Origin of the sequence: Deinococcus sp. LM3 (assembly GCF_002017875.1) — a bacterium.
Classification (GTDB): Bacteria; Deinococcota; Deinococci; order Deinococcales; family Deinococcaceae; genus Deinococcus.
This window is the reverse complement of the sequence record NZ_MUFV01000001.1, coordinates 226,140-251,840: the sequence shown is the minus strand read 5'-3', so window position 1 is coordinate 251,840 and position 25,701 is coordinate 226,140. Positions and strand designations below refer to the sequence as shown.

The window sequence follows — 25,701 nt, the reverse complement described above, 5'->3', positions numbered from 1 at the left end:
ACGAACTCCGATTGAATGGGCTGCACAGCCCGTTCAATCCGAGCGAAGCGAGTGGGAGCAACACGGGTTCCGGACGTGGAGCCGGCAATCCGGTGAAGTTCCGGATTGTTGGCGAAACAAACGGAATCCGCTGGGAGCCTGACACAAATGATGAGAATGCCCCCGACGGGGCATTCTTGAATGGCCATGAAACAAGAACAGCACACTGACGGGGACGCCTCCATCCTATTCCACCGCATCTTCGACCTCCTGCGAACTGCCCCATGGTCGGATCAGCGACATGCCCGAACGTTCGCCTGGATGGTTGCCGGCCTCCTCCTGACCTGCATTCCTCACCCAGCCGCGTGGTGCTCCTTTCGTGGTCTCCCGAGCCCGATACGCCCAGAGTCATGAACGACGATTCCTCCGCGCACTGACGTCTTCCACCGTCCCCTGGCGCGCGGTCTACCAGCACCTCATGCAGGTCGCACTGCGTGACTGGGGTGATGCCCGCATCACCCTCGCCCTGGACACCACTCTCCTGTTCAAACGCTGGTGCGTGATCTGCGTCTCCCTCCTCTACCGGGGGCGTGCCGTGCCGCTGTCCTGGCGTGTCATCCGTCATGGCAGTTCTACGGTGGGGAATCAGGAGATTTACCCTGTGCTGGCCAGTGTCCAGTGTCTGCTCGTTCACCTGCCACAGGTCGAAGAGGTCTGCATCTATGCAGACCGGGGCTTCCTGGATCACACGTTGATGGACGACTTCACCACCTTCAGATGGCGGTGGATGATGCGCGGCAAGGGTCCCATCCACCTCTTTGATCAGAACGGAGCGTCCTTGGGGCAATTTCAGTCACAGCTCAGCCAACACGGTCAGTTGGTCGTGCGGCATGGGGTGTACGTCACGGGGCAGAAGTACGGGCCCGTGAACATCGCGGCAGTGCGGCCCTTTGGGCAGCGTGATCCGTGGTTCATCGTGAGTAATCAGCCCTGCAACAGGCGAACATTTGCGGAGTATCACCAACGTACTCAGGTCGAGGAATCCTTCCTCGACCTGAAGAGCGGGGCATTCAACCTGGAGGATACACGCCTGGATCAGGCGCACCAACTGGAGAAACTCTGGTGCGTGCTGGGAATGGCGTACCTGATGGTCTTGAGCGAGGGAACTGCCGTCACGGAGGAGGGGAAACGACGGGAGGTCGATCCACACTGGACACGGGGCTTGAGTTATGCGCAGATAGGGTTGCGTGCCATTCGCCAGGCATTGACACGTCGAACGCCAGTCCTGGAGAGGCTGCGCCTCTCCCAGGCCTGTGATCCTGAACCGTCACGTCGTCGACGATCGCCATTCGGCTGGAACGTCGTTCAGGGTTTCTCATGATTTATGTCAGGCTCCCAGCGGAATCCGTATGATTTCCTTACGCAGGATGACGGAAGCTGTGGGACACGCTACTATCGGTGACAGTCAACTTGGAATCACTTCCATTGCGTTTCATCCGGTCAGTCCGCAGTCCCTCAAGCACGACCCGCCGCTTTCCCGCCGCACTTCTGCTGCACTTCTGCCGGCACTGCCGCCGCGCGGCCCGGCCCAGGAGGTTTTCCCGCATGACCATCACACGCTCCAGCGGCGTTCTGCTGCACCCCACCAGCCTCCCCGGCCCCTACGGCATCGGCGAACTCGGCGCGCACGCCCGCGCGTTCGTGGACTGGCTCGCACGCGCCGGTCAGAAGTACTGGCAGGTCATGCCGCTGGGCCCCACCGGCTACGGCGACAGCCCCTACCAGGCGTTCAGCGCCTTCGCCGGGAATCCCTACCTGATCGACCTGACCGCCCTGCGCGAACACGGCCTGCTCGAAGACACCGACTTCAACGCCCTGCCGGACTTCAACGCCGATAAGGTCGACTTCGGACAGCAGTACGTGTGGCGTAACCAGATGCTGGGCCGCGCCCACGCCCACTACGCCTTCGGCGGCGCGCAGCACCTGAAAGCCGACTTCGAGGACTTCAAGCAGCAGGAAGCCGCGTGGCTCGACGACTACGCGCTGTTCATGGCCCTCAAGGACGCGCACGGCGGCCTGCCCTGGAACGCCTGGGAGCCCGCCACCCGCGACCGCCACCCCGAAGCCCTCGCCGCCGCCCGCGAGCAGCTGACCGGCACCACCGAACGCGTGAAGTTCATTCAGTTCCTGTTCTTCCGCCAGTGGACCGTGCTGCGCCGCTACGCCGCCGAGAAGGGCATCCAGATCATCGGGGACATCCCCATCTTCGTCGCCATGGACAGCAGCGACGTCTGGGCCAACCGCGAACAGTTCTACTTCGACGACCAGGGCCAGCCGACCGTCGTGGCCGGCGTGCCCCCGGACTACTTCAGCGAGACCGGCCAGCTGTGGGGCAACCCGCTGTACAACTGGAAAGTCATGCAGGACACCGGCTTCCAGTGGTGGATCGACCGCTTCCGGGGCAGCCTGAGCCTCTTCGACCTGATCCGCATCGACCACTTCCGGGGATTCGCGGCCAGCTGGGAGATTCCCTTCCCTGCCGAGACCGCCATCCACGGCCAGTGGGTGCCCGCCATGGGCCACGAGATGTTCACGGCCGTCCGCGAGGCCCTGGGTGTCCTGCCCATCATCGCCGAGGACCTGGGCGTCATCACGCCTGACGTCGAGAAACTCCGCGACGACTTCGGCTTCCCCGGCATGGCTGTCCTGCAGTTCGCGTTCGGCGGCGGCGACTTCAGCGTGAACGACTTCCTGCCGCACAACCTCCGCGAGAATCAGGTCGTGTACTCCGGCACGCACGACAACGACACCACCCGCGGCTGGTGGGTGCACGCCAGCGAACAGGAAAAACACAACTTCCGCGTGTACACCAGCAGCGACCCCACCGAGGACACCTTCGCCGCGCAGCTGACCCGCATGGCCTTCGAGAGCCGCGCCGCGCTGGCCGTCGTGCCCCTCCAGGACCTCCTGAACCTCGGCACCGCCGCCCGCATGAACCTGCCCGGCACGACCGGCAACCACAACTGGACGTGGCGGTACCGCGCCGCCGACCTGCGCCCCGACGTCGCCACGACCCTGCGCGAACTGACCGAGGCCACCGGACGGTAAAGACCGGGGAAAGTTGAAGGTCGATGGTTGATAGAGGGTCGCCGGACCTTCCATCAACCATCAGCCGTTCACCATCCACTACCCTGTGGGGTATGAAGCTCTACACCAAGACCGGCGACGGCGGCACCACGGGACTGTACGGCGCGGACCGCGTCAGCAAGGCGAACATCCGCGTGGAAGCATACGGCACCGTCGACGAACTCAACAGCGCCATCGGACTGGCCCGCGCGCACAACACCCGCAGCCACAAACCCGACCCGGCGCTGGACGCCGACCTGGAGTACCTCCAGAACGCCCTGTTCGACGTCGGCGCCGACCTCGCCACCCGCAGCGGCACCACGTACGAGAAGAAGATCACCCGCATGGACGAACAGGACACCGCGTTCATCGAGGCCATGATCGACCGCTACCAGGAGGCCGCGCCGCCCTTCACGGGCTTCGTGCACCCCGGCGGCACGCCCGCCGCCGCCAGCCTGCACGTGGCCCGCACCGTCGCCCGCCGCGCCGAACGTGAGGTGATCCGCCTGCTGCACGAGGAGGACGCCAACACGCACGTGCAGGTGTACCTGAATCGCCTGTCAGATCTGCTGTTCGTCATGGCCCGCGCCGCCAACCAGTCTGCCGGCATCGAGGAACACGCGTGGCTGGTCAAGGGCCGCCGCTGAGCGAATGAATGACGGGGGGCGACGGTCATCTGCCGTCGCCCCCATTCGTTGTGCCGTTACTCCAGCGCCTTGCCGCAGTGCGGGCAGCAGGCCGCCGCGGTCTCCTGCTGGCGCAGCCGCGCGAGTTCCTCGGCGAACCCGCTGGCGATCATGCCCGCCGGGAGGGCCACCATGCCCACCCCGAACAGCATGATCAGCCCGGCCGCCGCCTTGCCCAGGGGCGTGGCGGGGTACACGTCGCCGTACCCGGTGGTGGTGAGGGTCACGACCGCCCACCACAGTGCCTGCGGGATGCTCTCGAACCCCTTGGTGCCGGCGCTGGATTCCACCTGATACAGCAGGCTGGCGGCGATGAAGACCAGCACCAGCACGATCAGGACCGTGGACAGCAGCTCGCCTGCGCGCTGGCTGATGACCCGCCCGATCAGTTGCAGCGAGTCCGAGTAACGGCCCAGCTTGAGCAGGCTCAGGAGTTTCAGCAGGCGCAGGCCGCGCAGGCTGGCCAGGGCGGTCGTGGCGGGCACCAGCAGCGAGACGAGTACCAGCAGGTCGATCAGCGGCAGCGGCGACGTCGCGTAGCGCAGGTATGAGCGCGCGCTGCCGTCGTAACCGGGCCGCAGCGGCGTGACGTACAGCCGCCCCAGGTACTCCAGACCGAACACGAACGCGCACACGTAGTCGAAGACACGGATGACCGGGCCGTACTCGCGCTGCACCTCGGGAACGGTGCCCGCGATCGTCACGGCGATCGTCAGGAGGATCAGCGTGACGAGCAGCGCGTTGAACAGCCGCTCGGCGCGGCCCGCCCCGTCACTGGGATCCAGGAACGAGTACAGCCGCTCGCGGAAGGTGGTGGGCGCGCTCATGCGGGCAGCACCACGTGCGGGGCGAAGGTCGCGCGGTTGTCGGTCACGCGCGAGCGGCCCTCGCGGATGCCCAGGCCGCACACCTCGTCCCCGGCGACCCACACGCCCAGCACCGGGTAGCGGGGGCCGTCCGGAGCCTGCGCGGTGGGCAGTTCGGTGTACGCCTGCTCGACCACGGGCAGGTCGCCGTACGCGCCGGGCGTGCTGGCCTCGCCGGGCAGTTGCACGTTCTGCCCCTCGCGGGAGAACAGCGGCTTGCGCACCACGTCCGGCCCCAGCGCGCCGGGCGTCAGGGTGGCGGGCAGCAGGTGCGGGTGCCCGGGATTCAGTTCGTGCAGCAGCGCCAGCAGGCCCTTGCTGCCGGTCACGGCTTTCCACAGCGGCTCGATGAAGCGCGTGCCGGTGCTCGCCAGGAACGCCGAGTCGCGGGATTCCCACGCGAACTCGAACGGCCACAGCCACATCAGCTGCCGGATGGGCAGGCTCCAGGTGTCCAGCAGGTACGCCTCCGTGGGGCTGGTGCCCAGGTCCTCGGTGAAGATGAACGACGTACGCAGACCCGCCGCCCCGGCCAGTTCGCGCAGGTACGTGACGGTCGCCGCGTCCTCTTCCACGCGGGCGGAGCTGAACGCCACCTCGGTCAGCCCCCGCGCCGCTTTCAGGTGCGCCCACTGCTCGGTCAGGCCCTCGTGAATGGTGTTCCACTGCGTCGCCCCGGCCGGCAGCTCGCCCCGCGCCTGCTGGTCCTCGAGCCACTGCCACTGACTGACGGCCGCCTCCAGCAGACTGGTGGGCGTCTGGGCGTTCACCTCCAGCAGCTTCACGCTCCCCTGCCCGTCGAAGGCGAGGTCCAGGCGCATGTACACGGTGGGGTCGTCCCGTTCCCACGAGTCCCGCACGGCGCTGTGCAGGAACGCCGGGATGCCCAGCTCGGCCAGCCGCCCGCGCTCGATGGCGTGCCCGGTGGCCTCCAGCACCAGCTTCGTGAGTTCCTGACTGGCGACGCGGATGTGCCCGATCTGCGCGGGCGTGAAGGCGTAGTACCCGTCCTCGCTCCAGTACGGCACCGGGTGTTCGGGCGTGGGGGCGAACCACGTGAAGCCCACCTCGCGCAGCCGCGACTCCCAGTCCGGGCGGGGCGAAAGGGTGCGCCGGATCATCCGCCGGACCCGCTGCCGGTGCTGGCCGCGCGGCTGCCCGTCCGGGCGGCCACGCCCGCCGCATCCGGCCGGTTCATCTGCTGCGCGGGCTGGTTCGCGCAGGACGCGGTCAGCGTGGGAAGGACGGCGGTCATCAGGGGCCACTTGAATTCTCTGGACATGGGGACTCCGGCGCGCGCCGGTGGCGGCGAGCGGCAAGGTGCGGGTGGGACGAGGTCGGGGAGAGACGCGGGCTCAGCCGCCGAAGCTGCCCGAGCGGCTGCTGGACGTGAAACCGCCCCGGCTGACCGGCGCCTTGAAGCTGCCGTACGAGCCGCGCTTGCTGTCGAAGGTCAGGCCTGCGCCCGACACCTTGCCCAGATTGTCGTACCCGACGTAGCGGGTGGTGCCGCCCGCGATCAGCACGTACGGGCCGTAGAACCCGCTGCCCGTTCGGGAGACACAGGGGTTTCTCAGGCCCTGCTGGATCAGGACGCGGTTGGCGATGATGCACTGCTCGTAGCTGCCGTACGTGGTGCGGGAGTACCGGTCGAGGTCGTTTCCGCAGGAGGCCAGCAGGGCGGGCAGCGCCGCCATCAGTGGCAGGGTGAAGGACTTGCTCATGCGTCAGAGTACGGCGCGAGTCCCGCGCGGGTTGCACAACTCCGCACGACCCCCGCGATCACGCGCCCGCCCGCGCCGGCCTGCGCCGCGCTGAGGCCCCCGTGACCCAGCAGCAGCGCGTTCGGCGCCTCGCCCAGCGTGTACGTGTCCAGCGTGGTCACCTGCACGCCCTGCCCGGCCAGTTCGGCCGCCACGTCCCGTGCAGGGATCGCCGGGTGCAGATGCAGGCACAGGTGCAGGCCCGCCTCGATCCCACCCAGCTGCGCCAGTCCGTCCAGCCCGTCCAGCGCGCCGGTCAGCGCCGCGCGGACCTGCGCGTGCCAGCGGCGCGAGCGGCGGATGTGCCGGTCCACGTGCCCGCCGCCCAGCAGGTGCGTCAGGGCCGACTGCACCTGAATGGGCGGCCCGAAGTCCAGCAGCGTCCGCGCCCGCACCAGCCGCGAGAGCAGGGCGGGCGCGGCCACCACGAACCCCGTCCGCACCGAGGGGGTCAGGACCTTGCTCAGGGTGCCCAGGTACAGCACCCGGCCCGCCGCGCCCGTCTGCGCCGCCAGGGCCGCCAGCGGCGGCAGGGGAGGGGCGCCGTACCGGAACTCGCCGTCGTAGTCGTCCTCGACGATCAGCGCGTCGTGGCGCGCCGCCCAGTCCAGCAGTTCCAGGCGGCGGGGCAGGCACATCCGGCCCCCCAGCGGAAACTGATGGCTGGGCGTCACGTACACCAGCCGCGCCGGGGGCGTGTCCGCGTTCACCACCAGTCCGTCCACGTCCACCGGCACGGGAATGACCTCATGCCCGGCGTCCAGCAGCACCTGCCGGGCGGCGCGGTAGCCCGGATTCTCCATCAGTACCCGCGACCCCGGCGGCAGCAGCGCCCGTACGATCAGGTTCAGGGCGTGCAGCGTGCCGCCCGTGACCAGCACGTCCTCGGCCTGCGCGCCCAGCCCGCGTTGCCGTCCCACGAACGCTGCCAGCGCCGCCCGCAGCGCTGGGGTGCCTGCCGGGTCGCCGTAATCCCCGCTGAGCTCCTCGCGCGCCGCGTCCGCCCAGGCCTGTCGCCACGCGCGGCGGTCCAGGGTGGCGGTGCCGGTCACGCCCACCCGGAAGTCGATGCCGGGGCGCACGCCCGCCCGGTCCACCGGCAGGGGAGGGATCTCCGGCAGCCACGCCGGCACGGCGCACGCAGTCGCCGCGCTGTCCGGAACGGGGGCGGGCGTCTCGTCACGCACCCGCGTGCCGCGCCCCACCTGCGCCTGCGCCGTGCCGTCCGCGAGCAGCTGGGCGTACGCGGCCTCCACGACGCCACGCGTGACCCCCAGCGTGCGGGCCAGCGTGCGCGTTCCGGGCAGCGGCGTGCCGCCCGGCAGCAGACCCGAGAGGACCGCCTCGCGGATCTGGCGGGCCAGCTGGGCGTGCAGCGCCCCGGTCTGGTCGCGGCGCAGATCCAGCGGGAACGGCAGCTCGTCCGTCCGGGCAGGCAGTGGCCCCCTGGTCTGGACGGGAAGTGGAGCTTTCATGGGGGCCACCATGCCCCGTAGTGTACGCCCATGACTGATCCCGCCACCGTCCCGTCCCGCCCTCCCCTGACCCGCACGGTCGGCATCCTGATCTTCGACGGGATCGAGGTGCTGGACCTAGGCGGCCCCTTCGAGGTCCTGAGTGTCGCCACGCGGCTGGCCGGGCGGGACGGCGAGGCGGCTCCGTTCCAGCCGGTCCTGATCGGCGCGTCGGACGCCCCGGCGGTCGGGCGCGGAGGGTTCCGGGTCCTTCCGCACGCCACGCTGGACGACCACCCGCCGCTGGATGTGCTGATCGTGCCGGGCGGCGTGATGGACGCGCCCCTGGCCGACCCGCGCGTGCGCGACTGGGTGCGCTCGCAGGCCGCGCGGGTGGATGTGCTGGCGTCGATCTGCACCGGCGCGTTCCTGCTCGCAGATGTCGGCCTGCTGGACGGGCGGCGCGTCACCACCCACTGGGAGGATCAGGCAGACCTTCAGGCGCAGTTCCCGGCGCTGACGGTCATGCCGGACGTCGCCTGGGTAGACACGGGCGCGGTCGTCACATCCGGCGGGATCAGCGCGGGCATCGACATGACCCTGCACCTCGTCGAGCGGCTGCACTCGCGCGCGCTGGCCGAACGCACCGCCCGGCAGATGGAATTCCGCCCGACGGGCCAGGGGCTGCTGGACGGGGTGACCCCGTGACCGGTTTCTACGACCCCGCGCAGCGCGACCCCAGCGTGGGCCGCCGCCCGCAGAACCGCCGGGACGACGCCTGGATCGAGGGGCTGCTGCTGCGCGTACCGCTGGGCCGCGTGGCGACCGTGTACCGGGGCGAGGACGGGCGCGTCTGGCCGTTCGTGACCCCGCTGGCCTTCGCGTACCGCCCGGAATGGTGTGACCTCGTGTACCACACGAACGTCGTGGGCCGCCTGCGGGCCAACACCGAGCAGGGCGAGGTGCAGGGCCACCCCGCCACGTTCGAGGTCACCGAGACCGGCGCGCTGCTGCCCAGCAACTCCCCGCTGGAACTGAGCGTGCAGTACCGCAGCGTGATCGTGTTCGGCACCGCCCGCGTCCTGCATGGCGAGGATGCCCGCGCGGCCCTGACCACCCTCAGCGAGCGGGTCTTTCCGGGCCTGCGCGTGGGCATGCACACCCGGCCCATCACGGACGCCGACCTGGCCCGCACCGGCGTCTATTCCCTGAGCATCGAACGCTGGAGCGGCAAGGAGAACTGGGCGGGCGGTGCCGCGCAGGAGGAAGGCTGGCCCGCCCTGCCCGCGCACCTCGCCGCGCCGTTCGTGCTGGGGGGCCGCGCATGACCCGCCGCGACGCGCTGGAGATGTTCCTGCTGTCCGCCTTCTGGGGCGTGTCGTTCCTGCTGATCCGCCTGAGCGGCGAGGTGTTCCCGCCCGTGTGGGTGGCGCTGCTGCGGTCGGTGTTCGGGGCGCTGGTCCTGATCGGGGCGTTGCGGCTGGGCCGTCACGCGCTGCCGCCCGCGCGCCTGTGGAAACCGCTGCTGCTGGTCGCGCTGTTCAACAACGTGATTCCCTGGTCGTTCTTCGCGTGGGGCGAACAGACCGTCAGCAGCAACATCGCGGCGATCATCAACGCGACCACGCCGCTGTTCGCGCTGCTGATCGGCCTGACCCTGCGCGACACCCGCCTGCACGGGCTGACGCTGGGCGGCGTGCTGCTGGGCATGGCGGGCGTGGCCCTCACGGTGTCCGGCGGGCTGGGCGGCGGGCACGCCACGCTGCACGGGGTGATCATCCTGCTGCTCGCCAGCCTGGGCTACGCGGTCGCCACGACCATCGCCAAGCGCACCCTGGGCGGCCTGAACCCGGTCGGACTGGCGACCACGCAACTGGGCCTCAGCAGCGTCATCCTGCTGCCGGTCGCGCTGATCGGCCCGGCGCCCGCCCCGCTCACCCTGAGTGCCGTGGGCGCGGTGGCGTTCCTGGGCGTGGTGGGCAGCGGCCTGGCGTACCTGCTGTACTACGGCCTGCTGGCGCGCGTGTCACCCACCCAGGTCACGGCCGTCACGTACGCGCTGCCGGTGTGGGGCCTGGGCTGGGCGGCCCTGGCCGGGGAACCGGTGGGGGCGCTGTCGGTGGCGGGCGTGCTGGTGGTGCTGGCGGGGCTGGGGTTGATCAACCTGCCGCCGCGCCCCAGACCTCTACCAGCCTGAGAAGCGGGAACGCAGCGATTGAAAAGAAAATGTCTGTTTGGCCTATCATATGACATGATCGTGTGGGCTGGACACCTACAGTCCACCGGGCCTCACAGGGCCTACACTGTCGCATCAACCGCGCCCCGGCCGGGCGCGCACCCCACGGAGGACACAGAGCATGACTGGAGCACCCACCCACCCGCAGAGCAAGTGGCTTGAAGCCGAACTGAAGTACGACAGCCGCGTCGTCGGCAAGCACGAGGTCGTCATGACGCGCGGTCTGGGCGCGACCGTCTGGGACGAATCGGGCCGCTCGTACATCGACTGCGTGGCCGGGTACGGCGTCGCGAACGTCGGCCACAGCCACCCGGACGTCGTGCGCGCCGTCAAGGACCAGGTGGACCGCCTGATGGTCATGCCGCAGAGCCTCCCCAACGACAAGCGCGCCGAATTCCTGACCGAACTGGTCGGCGTGACGCCCGCCGGACTGGACCGCGTGTTCCTGTGCAACAGCGGCACCGAGGCCATGGAGGCCGCCAAGAAGTTCGCCATCACCGGCACGGGCCGTAAGCGCTTCGTGAGCATGAAACGCGGCTTCTCGGGCCGCAGCCTGGGCGCGCTGGCGTTCACCTGGGAACCCAAGTACCGCGAGCCCTTCGGGGACGCCGTGGACAACCGCAACGTGGACTTCGTGACCTTCGGGAACATCGAGGAACTCCGCGCCGCCGTCACCGAGGAGACGGCCGCCGTGATCCTGGAAGCCGTGCAGGGCGAGGGCGGCGTGCGACCCGCCACCCTGGAATTCATGCAGGAAGCCCGCCGCATCACGCAGGAGAAGGGCGCGCTGCTGATCCTCGACGAGATCCAGACCGGCTTCTGCCGCACCGGGAAGTTCTTCGCCGCTGAGCATTACGGCATCGTCCCCGACGGCATGACGCTGGCCAAGGCCATGGGCGGCGGCATTCCCATCGGCGCGTTCGTCATGACCCAGGACGTCGCGGACCGCATGCCGGCCGGCGGGCACGGCGGCACCTTCGGCGGCAACCCCATCGCCATGGCGGCGGGCGTGGCGACCATCCGCGCCATGAAACGCGAGGGCATGGCCGAACAGGCCCGCGAGAAGGGCGAGTACTTCATGGAACGCCTGCGCGCCATCCAGAGCCCCAAGATCCGCGAGGTGCGCGGCCTGGGCCTGATGATCGGCGTGGAACTCAAGGAGAAGAGCGCGCCGTACATTCACGCGCTGGAACACGACGAGGGTGTGCTGGCCCTCCAGGCCACCCCGCTGGTCGTGCGTTTCCTGCCGCCCATCACCATCAGCCGCGAGCAGATCGACGCGGTCGTGGCCGCCTTCGAGCGCGTACTGAGCAGCGTGAACCCCCGCGCCGAACGGCAGGCCCAGCTGGCCGCGCAGGCCGCCGCCGGCGAGACCGCGCAGGGCGAGGCCATCCAGACCGAGTAGGCACCGCGTCCCTGAAGACATCACCCCTGGCAGGTCTGGCGGGTGGTGTCTTCACGTCTGGTGCCGGACGGCCCGGCGGGGGTGTACACTTCCTCACAACGTCAGGAACTTAATGAACGTGGGTGTGCCGGGGGGGAAGGTGATTTCCCTCAAGCACAGCGGCGTGAATTTCTTTACACTGTGCAGCGATGAAGTACTGGGTAGCAGGGATAACGGCCGTCGCACTCCTCGGAGGGGCGCTCGCCATGGGTGTCGCGACCCAGTCGAGTGACACCATCGCGCCGGGCCTGAGGATCGCGGGAGTGGATGTGGGCGGCCTGACCAGCGAACAGGCCCTCGCCGCGCTGGGCAACCGGGTGGCCGACGCGCCGCAGGTGACGGTCAGCGCCGGTAAGAACACCTGGACGGTCAGTGCCACGAAACTCGGCTGGCGGGCCGACGCTGAAACCAGCGTGCAGGCCGCGCTGAAGATCACCGCCGAACGTGGCGTCCTGGAGCGCCTGCAGGGCATGGTCGGCGCCGCGCCCGAGCAGGACATTCCCCTGACGGCCGCCGTGGACGCCGCGCAGGCCCGCGCCGCCCTGAATACCCTGACCGCCGGTCTGAACACCGCGCCCAGAAACGCCAGCGTGTACTTCGACAAGGCCAGCAAGAGGTACGCCGTGAAACCCGGCGTGACCGGCGTGAAAGTCAACGTGAGCGGCGCCGTCACCGCGTACGTCGCCAATCCCGCCCTGACCAGTCTGGCTGTCACGGTGGCTGAACAGGCTCCCCAGTACACCACCGAGGCCCTGAACGCCCACGTGAAGCAGGGCAACGCGCTGGCCCGCCCGTTCACCGTGAAACTGGGCACCACCGGCCGTACCGGCACCCTGAGCGCCCTGCAGGTCGCGGACCTGTACTGGGTCCGCGAGACCGGCATCGTCCCGGACGAGAAGACCCTGAAAGCCGCGTTCGGCCGCCTGACCACCTTCATTGACCAGCCCGCCCAGAACGCCCGTTACGCCCTGAAAGGCACGCAGCTCGTGAAGGTCCCCGAGAAGGCCGGGGTGGTCACGGACCGCGCCGCCGCGTACGCCATCTTCCGCAAGAGCGTGCTGGACGCCGCGCAGAAGTCGGCGGTGTTCCCCAGCCGCGTGGATAAACCCACCCTGACCGTGGCGAACCTGCCGGCCGCCAGCCAGCTGCAGCTGATCTCGGTCGGCAAGAGCACGTACTACGGCAGCAGCGCCGCGCGGCGCACGAACGTCATGAACGCCGCCGCCAAGATCAACGGCGTGGTCGTCCCGGCCGGGCAGGACTTCTCGTTCCTGAACGCCCTGGGCGGCATCAGCGAGCAGAACGGCTTCGTGGGCGGCCTGATCATCAGCGGGGGCCGCACCGTGGACGGCCTGGGCGGCGGCGTGTGCCAGGTCAGCACCACCGCCTTCCGCGCGCTGTACCAGGCGGGCCTGCCGGTCGTGGAACGCCACCAGCACTCGTACCGCGTCGGGTACTACGAGCCGCAGGTGGGCTTCGAGGCGGCCGTGTACGATCCGGGCCTCGACCTGAAACTGAAGAACGACACGGGCGCCCCCATCCTGATCAAGACCGTGAACAACGACGCCGCCAGCACCCTGACGGTCGAGGTCTGGGGCATCAAACCGAAGCGGACCGTGACGGTCAGCCCGGCCGTCATCACGGCCCGCGTGGCTCACCCCGGCCCCAAGTACGTCGTGAACCCCGGCCTGCGCCCCGGCACGGTGCGGCAGGTGGACTGGGCCTCCGACGGGTACAGCCTGTACATCACCCGCACCATCAAGGACACCGCGGGCACCCGCAGCGACCGGGTCAGCACCGTGTACAAACCCTGGCAGGCGGTGTACGAGACCGGACCCAGGAGTTGATGGTCAAAGGGTGATGGTTGATGGATGTGAAGTCCATCAACCATCACCTTTTGACCTTCAACCCCACGCACGAACGTCCGTTTGTTCCCGGCGCCGGAACGCCCGGCGGTCTAGACGCTGCTTGCACCCGGTTCAGGCCGCGGCCTATGGTGTAGGCATGAGTGCGCAGATCGTGGTGGTACTTCTTAGCATCGGGGGTTTCCGAGGCTAGGCGTCCGCGCCACTTCGCACACCCCCGCCCACCAGCGGGGGTTTTTCATTCTCAGCAGGGCACGGCAGTTCAGCAGGTTCAGCAGGCAGGTCCAGCAGGCAGGTAAGGAGGAGTCATGAGTTCAGACAGCGCGCACGACCAGACGAAGCAGGAGCCCGGCCAACCCGGGCGGGGCGACATGAACGGCGCCAAGGCCCTGTGGGCCACGCTGGCCAGCCACGGCATCAGCACCGTGTTCGGCTACCCCGGCGGGGCGATCATGCCCGTGTACGACGCCCTGACCTACTACCCGGAAGTCCGGCACGTCCTGGCCCGCCACGAGCAGGGCGCCGCGCACGCCGCAGAAGGGTGGGCCAAGGCGACCGGCGAGATCGGCGTGTGCATGGCCACCAGCGGTCCCGGCGCCACCAACCTCGTGACCGGACTGGCCGACGCCATGCTCGACAGCGTGCCGCTGCTGGCCATCACCGGGAACGTCGCCTCGCACCTGATGGGCACCGACGCGTTCCAGGAGGCCGACATCACCGGCATCACGCTGCCCATCACCAAGCACAACTACGTGGTCCGTGACGTGCAGGACCTGCCGCGCATCGTGGCCGAGGCGATCCGCATCGCCCGTTCGGGCCGACCGGGACCGGTGCTGGTGGACATTCCCAAGGACATCCAGCTGGCCCCGTACCACGGCGAGATTCCCGTCCCGCACGCCCGCCCGGAAATCCCGGCCCCCAGCCAGGACGCCGTTGACCGCGCCCTGGAACTGATCCGCGCGGCGCAGCAGCCCGTGATCATGGTGGGCGGCGGCAGCCTGGACGCCGCCGCCGAGGTCACCGCCCTGGCCCGCGCGTGGGACATTCCGGTCATCACGACCCTGATGGGCCTGGGCGCCTTCCCCAGCAGCGATCCCCTGTGGCTGGGCATGCCCGGCATGCACGGCAGCGTCGCCGCGAACCGCGCGATCAGCGAGGCGGACGTGCTGATCGGCATCGGCCTGCGCTTCGATGACCGCGTGACGGGCCGCGTGAACGGCTTCGCGCCGAAAGCCAGCATCATTCACGTGGAACTCGATGCGGCCGAGATCGGCAAGATCATCCGCACGCACGTCCCGGTGCGCGGCGACGCGAAAGTGGCCGCGCAGATGCTTATGCAGGGCGCCCACCCCCTGGACCGCCCCGAGTGGAAAGCGCAGGTCGAGGAGTGGAAGTCCCGCACCCAGATGCCCGAACACTGGGGCGCCGGGTACGCCGTGAAAGCCGTCGTGGACCGCCTCGGCCCGGACGACATCCTGAGTTCCGACGTGGGCCAGCACCAGATGCTCGCCGCGCAACTCGCCCGCTTCGAGAAACCCCGCCGCTGGATCAACTCCGGCGGGCTGGGTACCATGGGCTTCGGTTTCCCCGCCGCGATCGGTGCCGGCATGGCCGAACCCGGCGTGCGCAGCGTCGTCATCGCCGGGGACGGCGGGTTCCAGATGACCGCGCAGGAACTCGCGACCCTCAAGATGTACGACGTACGGAACGTCAAGATCTGCATCATCAACAACTCGTTCCTGGGCATGGTCCGCCAGTGGCAGGAGATGTTCCATGGCAAACGCTACTCCGAGGTCTGGCTGGGCGACAGCAACCCGGACTTCATCAAACTGGCCGACGCGTACGGCGTGCCCGGCTACCGCGCCAGCAGCGCCGAGGAACTCCCGGCCGCCATCGACGCGTGGCTGGCCGACCCGAAGAGTGCCCTGCTGGAAGTCGTCGTGCCGCACGAACACGCCGTGTTCCCCATGGTCCCGGCCGGCGCGGCGCTGTACGAGATGCTGGAAACCGAACCCGCCCGCACCCCCCAGCCTGAGATGGCCGAGGTGGCCGAGGAGGCCCGCAACGCATGACACAGGCAACCATTCCCCACCAGTACGAACCCAACCCCGAGCAACTGCTGTCCATCCTGGTCCGCGACGAACCCCGCGTCCTGACCCGCATCACGGCCCTGTTCGGCCGGCGTGGGTACAACATCAAGAGCCTGTCGGTCGGCAGCACCGAGCACCCCGGCGTGTCCCGCATGACCATCGTCGTCAGCGGTGACCGGGGCGTGGTCGAGCAGGCCATCCGGCAACTGGAGAAACTGCACGACGTGGTCCGCATCATCGACCACAGCCTCGAGAAGTACGTGGACCGCGAACTGGTCCTCGTGAAGGTCGCCATCACGCCCGAGAACCGCGTCGAGGTCCGCCAGATCGCCGAGGACTTCCGCAGCCGCATCGTGGACGTGGGCCGCCACGCCCTGACCTTCGAGGTCACGGGCGACGAGGGCAAACTGACCGCCTTCATCGAGCAGATGCGTCCCTTCGGCATCCTGGAAACCATGCGTACCGGCCGCATCGCCCTGACACGCGGCAGCAACGCCGACATTCCCGGCCACGTGTACCACGGCGAGACGCAGGCCCTCAAGCCTGCCGTGCAGATCGAACAGCCCCGCGAGGAACGCGCCCGCGAAGTCCCCAACCTGTTCTAGGTCGATGGTCGATGGTCGATGGTCGAAAGAAAACCCGTCAACCTTCAACTATCAACCATCCACCCCATGAACCCGCCTAGCCCACACCCTGCCCCCACTCACTTTCTGTAGGAGAATCCCCAACATGGCTGCAAAAATGTACTACGACCGCGACGTGAGCACCGCCCCCATCGAGAACCGGCTGATCGCCATCATCGGCTACGGCAGCCAGGCGCACGCGCACGCGCAGAACCTCCGCGACAGCGGCTTCAACGTCGTCGTGGGCCTGCGTGAAGGCAGCGCCAGCCGCGCCAAGGCCGAGCAGGCCGGACTGCGCGTCGCCAGCATCGAGGATGCCACGAAGGAAGCGGACGTGGTCATGCTCCTGATCCCCGACGAGCAGCAGCCCGCCGTGTACGAGCAGAGCATCGCCCCGAACCTCGCGGACGGCAAGGCGCTGGCCTTCGGTCACGGCTTCAACGTGCACTTCGGCCGCATCACGCCGTCCGCTGGCGTGGACGTGTTTCTCGTAGCGCCCAAGGGCCCCGGTCACATGCTGCGCCGCGTCTACGCCGACGGGGCGGGCATGCCCGGCATCTTTGCCGTGCAGCAGGACGCCACCGGCAAGGCGCGCGACATCGCCCTGGCGTACGCCAGCGGCATCGGCTGCACCCGCGCCGGCGTGCTGGAAACCACCTTCAAGGAAGAAACCGAGACCGACCTGTTCGGCGAGCAGGCCGTGCTGTGCGGCGGCGTGACCCACCTGATCCAGGCGGGCTTCGAGACGCTGGTCGAGGCCGGCTACCAGCCCGAGATCGCGTACTTCGAGACGCTGCACGAGGTGAAACTGATCGTGGACCTGATCTACGAGAAGGGCTTCGAGGGCATGCGCCACAGCATTTCCAACACCGCCGAGTTCGGTGACTACGTGACCGGGCCGCGCGTCGTGACCGCCGAGACGAAAGCCGAGATGGGCCGCGTCCTGAGCGACATCCAGACCGGCAAGTTCGCCGAGCGATTCATCGCCGACGCCGAGGCCGGCTTCCCCTTCATGGAAGAGCAGCGCGGCAAGATGCGCGGCCACACCCTGGAAGTCGTCGGGAAGGAACTGCGCGACCAGATGCCGTTCATCACCAAGAAAGCACTCGAAGTTTAAGCACCCGAAGTTCAGGGGCCGGGCATTCCGTGAAGGGAGGCCCGGCCTCTGTGCTGTACCTCGGCGCCCCCGGTGGGGGAGTGCGCAGATGTGAGGAAATCGACATGCGCCGGGGCTTAAGGTGAGAGGCACCATGCGCCTGCCCCCATACCCCCTGCAGATTCCGACACTCCTGTTGGGAACGCTGCTGACCCTCCTGGCGCTGCTGGGAAGCGCGTCGGCACAGCAGGCGTTCGGCACCCGCTACAGCAATCAGGCCACGAACGGCGACATCGTGCTGATCGGGAACGTGAACTTCCACTGTCTGACGACCTCCCCCGCCACCGCCGCGCAGATCACGGCCTGCAACACCGCCCGGTCTGGTGGGACCGCCACCAACAACGGCGTGTACATGCAGGCCGTGGATACCGACACGGACCCCCTGACCACCAACTCCAGCTCCGCCACCCTGACGCTGGGCAGCGGCAGCAGCGTCCTGTTCGCCGGACTGTACTGGTCGGGCGTCAGCAGCAGCGCCGCCAACCGCGCCGCCGTGCGTCTCGCCACGCCCGCCACCGCCGGCAGCAGCGTCGCGCTGACCGCCACGCGCACCAGTGCCATCGGGAGCAACTACCAGTCGTTCGTGGACGTCACGGCCCTCGTGCAGGCCGGCGGCAGCGGCCGGTACACCGCCGGGAACGTGGCCAGTACGGCCGGCAGCAACAACTGGGCCAGTTGGACGCTGGTCGTCGCGTACCGCAACCCGGCCCAGCCGACCCGGAACCTCGCGGTGTTCGACGGTTTCCTCCAGGCGAACAACGCCGCCGTTCCGGTGGACATCTCGGTCAGTGGGTTCATCACGCCCAGCGTGGGCACGGTCAGGAGCACCATCGGCGTCGTCGCGTACGACGGTGACCGTGGCTCCCAGGAGGGCGCGTCCGCCAACCCGCAGGGCAGCCTGCGCTTCGGGCCGACCACCGCCACCCTGAACACCGTGTCGAACACCGTCAACCCGGTCAACGACGTGTTCAACTCGACCATCTCGGTCACGACGGGCGCGGCGGGCGGCGGCACGGACGTCACCGGGGGCCGCGCCCCCACCTTCACGAACACCCTGGGCGTGGACATGGACACCTTCACGCCGAACACGCCCCTCCCGAACGGCAGCACCTCCGCCGTGGTGCGCGTGATCGGCACGAACAGCGACGTGATCTTCCCCGGCGTGATCACCCTGGCCACCGAGATCTTCGTCCCGAACATCAAGGACGCCCTGACCAAGACCGTCACCGACCTGAACGGCGGCGTGCTGCTGCCCGGCGACACCCTGGAATACGAACTGGTGATCCGCAACCAGGGGAACGACGGCGCCCTGAACGTCGTCCTGACCGACCCCATCCCGGCCGGCACCACCTACCTGCCGAGCTCCATGACCATCACCGGCGCGAACGCCGGCCCGAAAACGGACCTGGCCGGCGACGACCAGGCGGAATTCGACGCGGCCGGCAACCGCGTGGTGTTCCGGGTGGGCACCGGCGCGACCGCCGCCACAGGCGGATCGGTCCTGCCCAACGAGGAAAGCCGGGTGCGGTTCCGGGTCACCGTGAATGCCGGAACGCCCGGCGGCACCGTCATCGACAACACCGGCACGGTCAACTACCGTCAGCAGACCCTGGGCACGGCCGTCTCGGACACCAGCGACAGCGACCCCGTGACCGCCGGAGATCAACCGGCCCGCGTGACCGTCGCCGGCCCGGACCTCAGCGTCACGAAAACCCACACCAGCAGCTTCCGCACCGGCGTGCCCGGCACGTTCACGCTGCGCGTCTCGAACGCCGGACCCGCCCCCACGACCGGTACCGTCACCCTGACCGACACCCTGCCCGCCGGGATGACCGCGCAGAGCATCAGCGGGCCCGGCTGGACCTGTACCGTGTCGCCGCTGCGCTGCACCCGCGCCGACCCCCTGAACCCCGGCGGCAGCTACCCGGACGTGACGCTGACCGTCCTCGTCAGCCCGGACGGTACGTACACCAACACCGCCAGCGTGAGCGGAGGAGGGGAAGCGGCCGCGCAGACCGGCAACAACGCCGCCAGCGATACCGTCACCGTGGCTGCCCAGCCGCCCGTCGTGATCCTGACCAAGAGCGTGCGCAACGTCACGCGCGGCGGCGCGGCCAGCACCACGTCCATCGCGATGCCCGGCGAGATTCTCGAGTACTGCATCGCATACCGGGTCAGTGGCGGTGACGCCGCGAACTTCGTGCTGCGCGACACCTCGCCCCCGCAGACCCTCCCGCAGCCCGGCGCGTTCGGCGCGGGCCTGGGCCTGCTCGTCACGCGCCCCGCAGGGACCGTGAGCCTCACCTCGGCCGCCGACGCCGACACCGGCAGCATCAGCGGGCAGGACATCAGCGTGCGCCTGGGAGCCGTTCCCGTCGGTGAAACCGGTAGCGTCTGTTTCCGCGCCAGCGTCCGCTGAGAGGCGCAGCCGGTACGCTGGGCAGGTGACCGGATTTACCCTCCAGAAAGCAGCGGCCCTCTCGTACGCCGGAGAGCGCGAGTGGCATAAAGGCCAGCCGTACGTGTCGTCCCTCACTGGCCTGAGTGCCCAGCCGGACGGCCCGGCGATCACGCTGCGCGGCTCCGCACACGGGCAGGAGCGGTACAGCGTCACCGTCACCATTGACCGGGGTCAGGTTCAGGACGCCGTGTGTTCCTGTCCGGTCGGGGGTGACGGTCGGTGCAAGCACGTGGCGGCGCTCCTGGCCCGCGCGGTCACCGCCCCGGACGACTTCCGGGAATTTCCGCCGCTGGACGCCGCGCTGGACGCACTGGACGCACCGGCCCTGCGCGCCGTCATCCGCCGCATGCTGTCACGCGAGCCGGACCTGCTGAGCGTGCTCCTGACCCAGCCCACCACCCAGTCCAGTGCCCAGCCGACCACCGCGCAGGTTCAACCGGACGGCGCGGGCGCCACCAGCGACCTGCCCGGACGAATCCGGGTGGCTTTCGACCTTCTGGAGCTCCCGGACGAGGATCACTGGCACTGGGAGAACGACTGGGACGGCCCGGACTTCAGCGAACTGACCCCCATGCTGGAAGAACTCCAGGAACTGGTCGCGGCGGCCCTCACCGGAGATCACGCTGCGCAACGCAGCGCCCTCGCGGCCATTCAGGCGACACTGGACGGCTGTCACGGCCTGAACGCACAGCAGCCCGACCTTGCGCTCGACGACCTGTCCACCCTGGTCGAACCCGCCCGCGCGGCCCTGTTGTCCCTGCTGGCCCGGCCCCTGCCCGCCGAACTGCAGGGCGCAGCCCTCGGCACCCTGCACGAATCCGTAGCGAACCTCGGCTGGCCGGGTCATGAAATCGACGGGCAACTGGATCTGTTCACTGAACTGCCTGCAGAGGACCGCGCCCGGACCGTGGCGTTGGTGCGCGGCCTGCACGACGGTGAAACCGGGGAGTATGCCCGCCAGCGACGGGCGCGGACGCTGTACGCTCTGGCCTCGACCGGTGACCTGAGTGCTCACGAGAACCTCGCGCTGGCCCGCGCCACGGGCGATTCCTTCATGATCACGGCGGCCCTGCTGGACAGCGGCCAGCCCGAAGAGGCGACCGCGCTGCTCGCGGAACACCCCGAACTCAGTCTCAGTGTGGTGGCCGGACTGTTTCAGGACAGCGGAGCGCTCGCCCACCTGGAAGCGTTCGCGCGGACCCGGCCGGACCCCTGGGCGCGCCGCTGGCTGTTCACGCACCTGAACGAACAGAACCGACGCGCCGAGGCGCACGCCGTTGCCCGCGACGCCCTGATGCAACTCCCGCCCGCCCACGCTGACGCCCCGTTCTGGATCACGCAGCTGAAGACCGTCAGCCCCGACTGGCCCGCCGACCGCGAAACCCTGATCACGCACTGGGCCGCGCGGCCGGACGGTCCGCACCTGCCGCCCCTGGTCCGGCTGCTGCTGCGCGAACAGCAGCCGGAACGCGCCGCGAAACTCCTGCATGGCGTGCCAGATCCCGTCGGCGTTCTCGGCCTGGACCTCGCCCGGCAACTCGCGCTGCAACTCCCGGCAGAGCAGGCGCTGGCACTGATCATTCAGGTCGCGGCCGCCCACATCGCAGGACGCAGCCGCGCGCACTACCAGTCGGCCGCCCGGACCCTGCGGGACGCAGCTCCCCTCATCGGCCGGGCCGAGGCTCAGTCCGCCGCGCGACTGCTGACGCAGGAATACCCGACCCTGCGCGCCCTGAAAGAAGAACTGCAGGCCGCGCAACTTCTGTAAGCTGCCTCCTCCGGGAGATCAGGTGCGCGCGGCGCTCCCCGCCCGCCGTGCCTGCATTCCAGACAACTCTTGCACGCGGTCCCGGACTGCGCTTACACTCCGGGTCATGAACGCGTTCGGTCTGCTTCTTCTTACCCGTCCTCCGGTGGAGTGAACGGCAGCGAAGCGCATGCCTGGAACGCCCCCGGAGGACTCCCCTCCGGGGTTTTTTCATGCCCATCCCCCTCACGCGCCCACCCTACAGGAGCCCCGCCATGACCCAGACAACCGCGACCCAGACGACCGATTCCAACCGCATCATCATCTTCGACACCACCCTGCGTGACGGCGAGCAGAGCCCCGGCGTGGCCCTGAACCACTCGCAGAAACTGGAAATCGCGCATCAGCTGGCCCGCCTGGGCGTGGACGTCATCGAGGCCGGGTTCCCCATCGCCAGCCCCGGCGACCTGGAAGGCGTGAGTCGCATCGCCCGCGAGGTGCGCGGCCCCGTCATCACTGGACTGGCCCGCGCCGCCCGCCCGGACATCGAGGCCGCCGCGAAAGCCGTCGAGGCCGCCGCGAAACCCCGCATTCACACGTTCATCGCGACCAGCCCCATTCACATGCAGAAGAAACTGCAACTGGAACCCGACGCGGTCGTCGAGCGCGCCGTGCAGGCCGTCACTTACGCCCGCACCTTCGTGGACGACGTGGAATTCAGCGCCGAGGATGCCACCCGCAGCGACATTCCCTTCCTGATCCGCATCTTCCAGGCGGCCGTGGAGGCCGGCGCAACCACCCTGAACATCCCCGACACGGTCGGGTACACCACGCCCCAGGAGATCCGCGCGATGTTCAGCGAGATCCGCGCCGCCATTCCCGCGCACATCATCCTGAGCGCCCACTGCCACGACGACCTGGGCATGGCCGTCGCGAACTCCATCGCGGCGGCCGAGGGCGGCGCGCGGCAGATCGAATGCACCATCAACGGCATCGGTGAGCGCGCCGGGAACGCCAGCCTGGAAGAACTGGTCATGGCCTTCCACACCCGCCGCGACCACTACGGCCTGGAAACCGGCATCCGCACCCGCGAACTGTACCGGGCCAGCCGACTGGTCAGCCGCCTGAGCGGCATGCCCGTGCAGCCCAACAAGGCCATCGTCGGGGACAACGCGTTCGCGCACGAGAGCGGCATCCACCAGGACGGCGTGATCAAGGCCCGCGAGACGTACGAGATCATGAACGCCGAACTGGTCGGCCGCGAGGCCGCCGTGCTGGTCATGGGCAAGCACTCGGGCCGCGCCGCGTTCCGCAAGGCCCTGAACGACCTGGGCTACGCGGACCTGCCCGACGACAAGGTCCAGCATCTGTTCACGCGCTTCAAGGACCTCGCCGACCGCAAGGGCCAGATCTTCGCCGATGACCTGCGCGCCCTGGTGGATGCCCGCACCGACGTGCCGCAGACCTTCACGCTGGAAGCCTTCCAGATCACCAGCGGCATGAACATGACGCCCGTCGCCTTCGTCCGCCTGACCACCCCCGACGGGTCCGTGGAGGCCACCGCGCACGGCGACGGTCCGGTCGAGGCGGCCGTGCAGGCCATCAACCGCATCACGGGCATCGCCCCCACCATGGAAAGCTACCGGATTCAGGCCGTCACGGGCGGCGGCGACGCGCTGGGCGAGGTCAGCATCAGCGCCCGCCACGGCGAGACCCTGCTGCACGGCAGCGGCGTCTCCACCGACGTGGTCGAATCCAGCGCCCGCGCCTGGATCCGCATCCAGAACATGATCGTCGCCGGCATGGGCGCCGAACGCCGCCAGGGCGAATTCGCCCCCGGCCGCATCTGAAACGGACTCCGATTGAATGGGCTGCAAAGCCATTCAAGCCGAGCAGAGCGAGTGGGAGCAAAACGGGTTCCGGACGTGGAGCTGGCAATCCGGTGAAGTTCCGGATTGTCAGCGAAACAAACGGAATCCGTATGAGGTGAGGGTAGAAAGGTGATGGGTCCGCCGCTTCGCGGCTGAAGGACGGGGAGGCCGGGTGCACTGGTCTCCCCGTGGTATGCAGGAGGGCAGATGATTCTGGAAATCGCGACGCTTCAGATCCGCCCCGGCCAGAGCCCTGCGTTCGAGGTCGCCTTCGCGCAGGCGCAGCGCATCGTCGCGGGCATGGGCGGGTACGTGCGGCACGAGCTTCAGCGTTGCGTGGAGGACCGTCACCGGTACGCGCTACTGATCTGGTGGGAGACGCTGGAGGACCACACGGTCGGCTTCCGGGGCAGCCCCGGGTACCAGGAATGGCGTTCGCTGCTGCATCACTTCTACGATCCGTTCCCGACGGTCGAGCATTTCGTGAGGGTCACCCTGTGAACCCAGGTGTTGTGAACCCCGGTACTGTGGTCTGCCCGCTGCGGTTGGAGGCGATCCGGCCGCGCCCGGCGGGTGGCGGTGACGGGGAAGGCTGATTCAGGTGTCTTCATGCGGGCAGGTCGTTTGATGGGACGCTTCGTGGCAGCATGGTGGGCGTGACGAACCCGTTTCTGAGGACTGCCCTGATCACCGGCGCTGTGATTGCCGTCGTGAATATCGTTTTCGCCTCGCTGGAGTACGGACTGCCGAACCTGCCGTGGTGGTTCTACGCCGCGCAGTTGCTGCTGCTGCCCGCCATGCTGCTGCCCATGCGGTACTTTCCGCAGGCGAGCGTTACCCCGGATTACCTGCGGCGCGCGGGTCTGTTCGCGCTGGGCTGGGCGGTGCCCTACGCCATCTACAAGTTCGCGCATGACGTCCTGAGCCCGGTGTTCAGTCCCGGCGCGTCCCTGGTCGGGTACGTGGTGACGGTGGCGCTGTTCTCGCTGATCTTCGCGGCGGTGCGGCGTCCCGGCGCGGGCGGTCGGCGCTGAGAATCGCCGTCCTGTCGGACGTGCATGGCAACGCCTTCGCGCTGCGGGCCGTGCTGGACGACATCCGCGCGGCCGCTCCGGACCTGATCCTGAACCTGGGGGATACGGTATGGGGGGCCGCCGACCCGGCTGCCGCGTGGGCGTTGCAGGCTGAGTTCGCGCCGCCCAGCGTGCGCGGCAACACCGACGAGCGCGTGGCGGGGCTGCGGGACGGGCGGGAGGGCATGCGCGAGTGGCTGCGTTCGCAACTGCCCCCGGACCTCCCCGCGCGACTGGCCGACCTGCCCGTACGAGTGGACGTGGCCGGAGGAGAGGTGCGTGCCGCACACGGCAGCCCCCGCAATCCCTGGGAGGATCTGATGTTGACCGGGACGCCTGCGGGCCGCACCCGCCCGGCGCGGTTCGCGGAGTTGCGCGAGCGACTGGACGGTTTCACGGCGGACGGGGGAGGGCAGGTCTGCGTGGTGGGTCACACGCACCGCGAGATGCTGGCCGTCGTGGACGGCGTGACGGTCATGAATGTCGGCCCGGTGTCCCGCCAGAAGGACAGGCTGCCGCTGGCCCGCTGGGGTCTGCTGACCCGCCGCGCCGGTCACTGGACTCCTGAGTTTCGCCGCACCGTATACGACGTGGCCGGGGCGGCCGCCTGGGCGCGGGAGCACGCTCCGCCCCAGGCCGCCGCGTTCGAGGCCCGCTGGATGACGGACGGCCGGGAACCCTGAACACCGCTGTCAGGCGGGCTGGCCAGTCAGGGAGTCTGGACCGTCATGCGGCGGATGTTCAGCATGCCGGCCCCGGTGTCGAGGGTCAGGCTGTCCTGCACACGCGTGGCGGTCAGGGTGCGGCCGGAGAGGGCCTTGAGCAGCGCCTGTTCCTGGGCGGCAACGGCTGCTGGGCAGGCCATGCGGGTGGTGTTGATGGCGCTGAAGGTGACGCTGTTGCCGTTCAGGCGCAGTGTGCCGTTCAGTCGGTTACAGCCGGTGGTGCCGGTCAGGCGGTCGCCCTGGATGTTCAGCTGCGGCAGGCGGTTCTTCACGGGGACGGCGTCGGGGAGGGTCCAGCCGACGATCTTCCAGCTGCCGTTGAGGTCCGGGCTGAGGGCGATCTGCGCCGTACCGGTCCCGAGCAGCAGAAGTGCGAGTGTGAATTTCTTCATGTTCTGATTGTCCTGCTCTCACCCCGGACGAAAGTGGCTGCCATCACTTTTATAGGTGGCAGGCGGCCGGCAGCTGAAAAAGCCCCCGTTCCTCACTGTGAGGGACGGGGGCTTTCAGATTCAGGTCTTCAGGTGCAGGTCAGT

The 25,701-nt window shown here is 68.9% G+C and carries 23 protein-coding genes; 17 read left to right on the top strand and 6 right to left on the bottom strand.

Annotation, left to right across the window (positions count from 1 at the left end; genetic code table 11):
• Window positions 1-457 precede the first annotated feature (457 nt).
• The 3 genes from BXU09_RS01155 to BXU09_RS01145 all read left to right on the top strand — a co-directional run bounded on the left by BXU09_RS01155 (window position 458) and on the right by BXU09_RS01145 (window position 3,752).
• Entirely contained in the window at window positions 458-1,360 is a 903-nt protein-coding gene (locus BXU09_RS01155; protein ID WP_078299924.1) for a transposase, read from the top strand.
• A 224-nt stretch (window positions 1,361-1,584) separates the two neighbouring features.
• Window positions 1,585-3,087 carry a 4-alpha-glucanotransferase gene (gene malQ / locus BXU09_RS01150; protein ID WP_078299922.1) on the top strand — a complete coding sequence of 501 codons (1,503 nt, stop codon included), beginning with the start codon at window positions 1,585-1,587 and terminating at the stop codon, window positions 3,085-3,087.
• 92 nt (window positions 3,088-3,179) lie between these two features.
• A complete protein-coding gene (locus BXU09_RS01145; RefSeq protein WP_078299919.1) occupies window positions 3,180-3,752 on the top strand; it encodes a cob(I)yrinic acid a,c-diamide adenosyltransferase in 573 nt (190 codons plus the stop codon).
• A gap of 56 nt (window positions 3,753-3,808) precedes the next feature.
• Here the strand turns inward: BXU09_RS01145 and BXU09_RS01140 are convergent, their stop codons facing one another.
• The 5 genes from BXU09_RS01140 to BXU09_RS01125 form a co-directional block, all read right to left on the bottom strand.
• Window positions 3,809-4,618: an ion transporter gene (locus tag BXU09_RS01140; protein ID WP_078299916.1), complete on the bottom strand. Its 810-nt coding sequence runs from the start codon at window positions 4,616-4,618 to the stop codon at window positions 3,809-3,811.
• Entirely contained in the window at window positions 4,615-5,778 is a 1,164-nt protein-coding gene (locus BXU09_RS01135) for a glutathionylspermidine synthase family protein (protein WP_078299914.1), read from the bottom strand. Before BXU09_RS01135 ends, BXU09_RS01140 begins: the two co-directional genes overlap by 4 nt.
• Entirely contained in the window at window positions 5,775-5,939 is a 165-nt protein-coding gene (locus BXU09_RS20810) for a hypothetical protein (RefSeq protein WP_168174536.1), read from the bottom strand. Before BXU09_RS20810 ends, BXU09_RS01135 begins: the two co-directional genes overlap by 4 nt.
• 73 nt (window positions 5,940-6,012) lie before the next feature.
• Entirely contained in the window at window positions 6,013-6,381 is a 369-nt protein-coding gene (locus BXU09_RS01130) for a hypothetical protein (protein WP_078299913.1), read from the bottom strand.
• Window positions 6,378-7,907, bottom strand: a complete 1,530-nt coding sequence (locus BXU09_RS01125; protein ID WP_240500889.1) for a PLP-dependent aminotransferase family protein — start codon at window positions 7,905-7,907, stop codon at window positions 6,378-6,380. The genes BXU09_RS01130 and BXU09_RS01125 overlap by 4 nt, the downstream gene beginning before the upstream one ends.
• An 18-nt stretch (window positions 7,908-7,925) precedes the next feature.
• Between BXU09_RS01125 and BXU09_RS01120 the strand changes: the two genes are divergently transcribed.
• The 14 genes from BXU09_RS01120 (at window position 7,926) to BXU09_RS01055 (ending at window position 25,123) form a co-directional block, all read left to right on the top strand.
• Entirely contained in the window at window positions 7,926-8,582 is a 657-nt protein-coding gene (locus BXU09_RS01120; RefSeq protein ID WP_240500888.1) for a DJ-1/PfpI family protein, read from the top strand.
• Window positions 8,579-9,202 (top strand): pyridoxamine 5'-phosphate oxidase family protein, encoded by a 624-nt coding sequence (locus BXU09_RS01115; protein WP_078299911.1) that lies wholly within the window; start codon window positions 8,579-8,581, stop codon window positions 9,200-9,202. Before BXU09_RS01120 ends, BXU09_RS01115 begins: the two co-directional genes overlap by 4 nt.
• Entirely contained in the window at window positions 9,199-10,071 is an 873-nt protein-coding gene (locus BXU09_RS01110) for a DMT family transporter (RefSeq protein ID WP_078299910.1), read from the top strand. Before BXU09_RS01115 ends, BXU09_RS01110 begins: the two co-directional genes overlap by 4 nt.
• Before the next feature lie 160 nt (window positions 10,072-10,231).
• The gene (locus BXU09_RS01105) at window positions 10,232-11,515 is read left to right on the top strand and encodes an acetylornithine/succinylornithine family transaminase (protein ID WP_078299908.1); all 1,284 of its coding nucleotides are present in this window, start codon (window positions 10,232-10,234) and stop codon (window positions 11,513-11,515) included.
• A 245-nt stretch (window positions 11,516-11,760) separates the two neighbouring features.
• Window positions 11,761-13,401, top strand: coding sequence for a VanW family protein (locus BXU09_RS01100; protein WP_240500877.1), 1,641 nt, complete (start codon window positions 11,761-11,763; stop codon window positions 13,399-13,401).
• Window positions 13,402-13,790: 389 nt separating this feature from the next.
• A complete protein-coding gene (gene ilvB / locus BXU09_RS01095) occupies window positions 13,791-15,491 on the top strand; it encodes a biosynthetic-type acetolactate synthase large subunit (RefSeq protein ID WP_205684149.1) in 1,701 nt (566 codons plus the stop codon).
• The gene (gene ilvN, locus BXU09_RS01090; RefSeq protein ID WP_078299903.1) at window positions 15,488-16,114 is read left to right on the top strand and encodes an acetolactate synthase small subunit; all 627 of its coding nucleotides are present in this window, start codon (window positions 15,488-15,490) and stop codon (window positions 16,112-16,114) included. Before ilvB ends, ilvN begins: the two co-directional genes overlap by 4 nt.
• A gap of 124 nt (window positions 16,115-16,238) precedes the next feature.
• Window positions 16,239-17,249, top strand: a complete 1,011-nt coding sequence (gene ilvC / locus BXU09_RS01085) for a ketol-acid reductoisomerase (RefSeq protein WP_078299901.1) — start codon at window positions 16,239-16,241, stop codon at window positions 17,247-17,249.
• 133 nt (window positions 17,250-17,382) lie between these two features.
• Complete coding sequence (locus tag BXU09_RS01080; RefSeq protein WP_078299900.1) at window positions 17,383-19,707, top strand: DUF11 domain-containing protein; 2,325 nt, start codon at window positions 17,383-17,385, stop codon at window positions 19,705-19,707.
• A gap of 25 nt (window positions 19,708-19,732) precedes the next feature.
• Window positions 19,733-21,517 carry a hypothetical protein gene (locus tag BXU09_RS01075; RefSeq protein ID WP_144011918.1) on the top strand — a complete coding sequence of 595 codons (1,785 nt, stop codon included), beginning with the start codon at window positions 19,733-19,735 and terminating at the stop codon, window positions 21,515-21,517.
• A gap of 254 nt (window positions 21,518-21,771) precedes the next feature.
• Window positions 21,772-23,346: a 2-isopropylmalate synthase gene (locus tag BXU09_RS01070; protein WP_078299896.1), complete on the top strand. Its 1,575-nt coding sequence runs from the start codon at window positions 21,772-21,774 to the stop codon at window positions 23,344-23,346.
• A gap of 228 nt (window positions 23,347-23,574) precedes the next feature.
• The gene (locus BXU09_RS01065; protein ID WP_078299894.1) at window positions 23,575-23,868 is read left to right on the top strand and encodes an antibiotic biosynthesis monooxygenase; all 294 of its coding nucleotides are present in this window, start codon (window positions 23,575-23,577) and stop codon (window positions 23,866-23,868) included.
• A gap of 155 nt (window positions 23,869-24,023) precedes the next feature.
• A complete protein-coding gene (locus BXU09_RS01060) occupies window positions 24,024-24,401 on the top strand; it encodes a hypothetical protein (protein WP_055363887.1) in 378 nt (125 codons plus the stop codon).
• Between the two features lie 20 nt (window positions 24,402-24,421).
• Window positions 24,422-25,123, top strand: coding sequence for a metallophosphoesterase family protein (locus BXU09_RS01055; RefSeq protein WP_346417547.1), 702 nt, complete (start codon window positions 24,422-24,424; stop codon window positions 25,121-25,123).
• A gap of 26 nt (window positions 25,124-25,149) precedes the next feature.
• Here BXU09_RS01055 and BXU09_RS01050 read toward each other — a convergent pair whose 3' ends face one another.
• Window positions 25,150-25,557: an META domain-containing protein gene (locus BXU09_RS01050; protein ID WP_078299891.1), complete on the bottom strand. Its 408-nt coding sequence runs from the start codon at window positions 25,555-25,557 to the stop codon at window positions 25,150-25,152.
• Window positions 25,558-25,701: the final 144 nt, after the last annotated feature.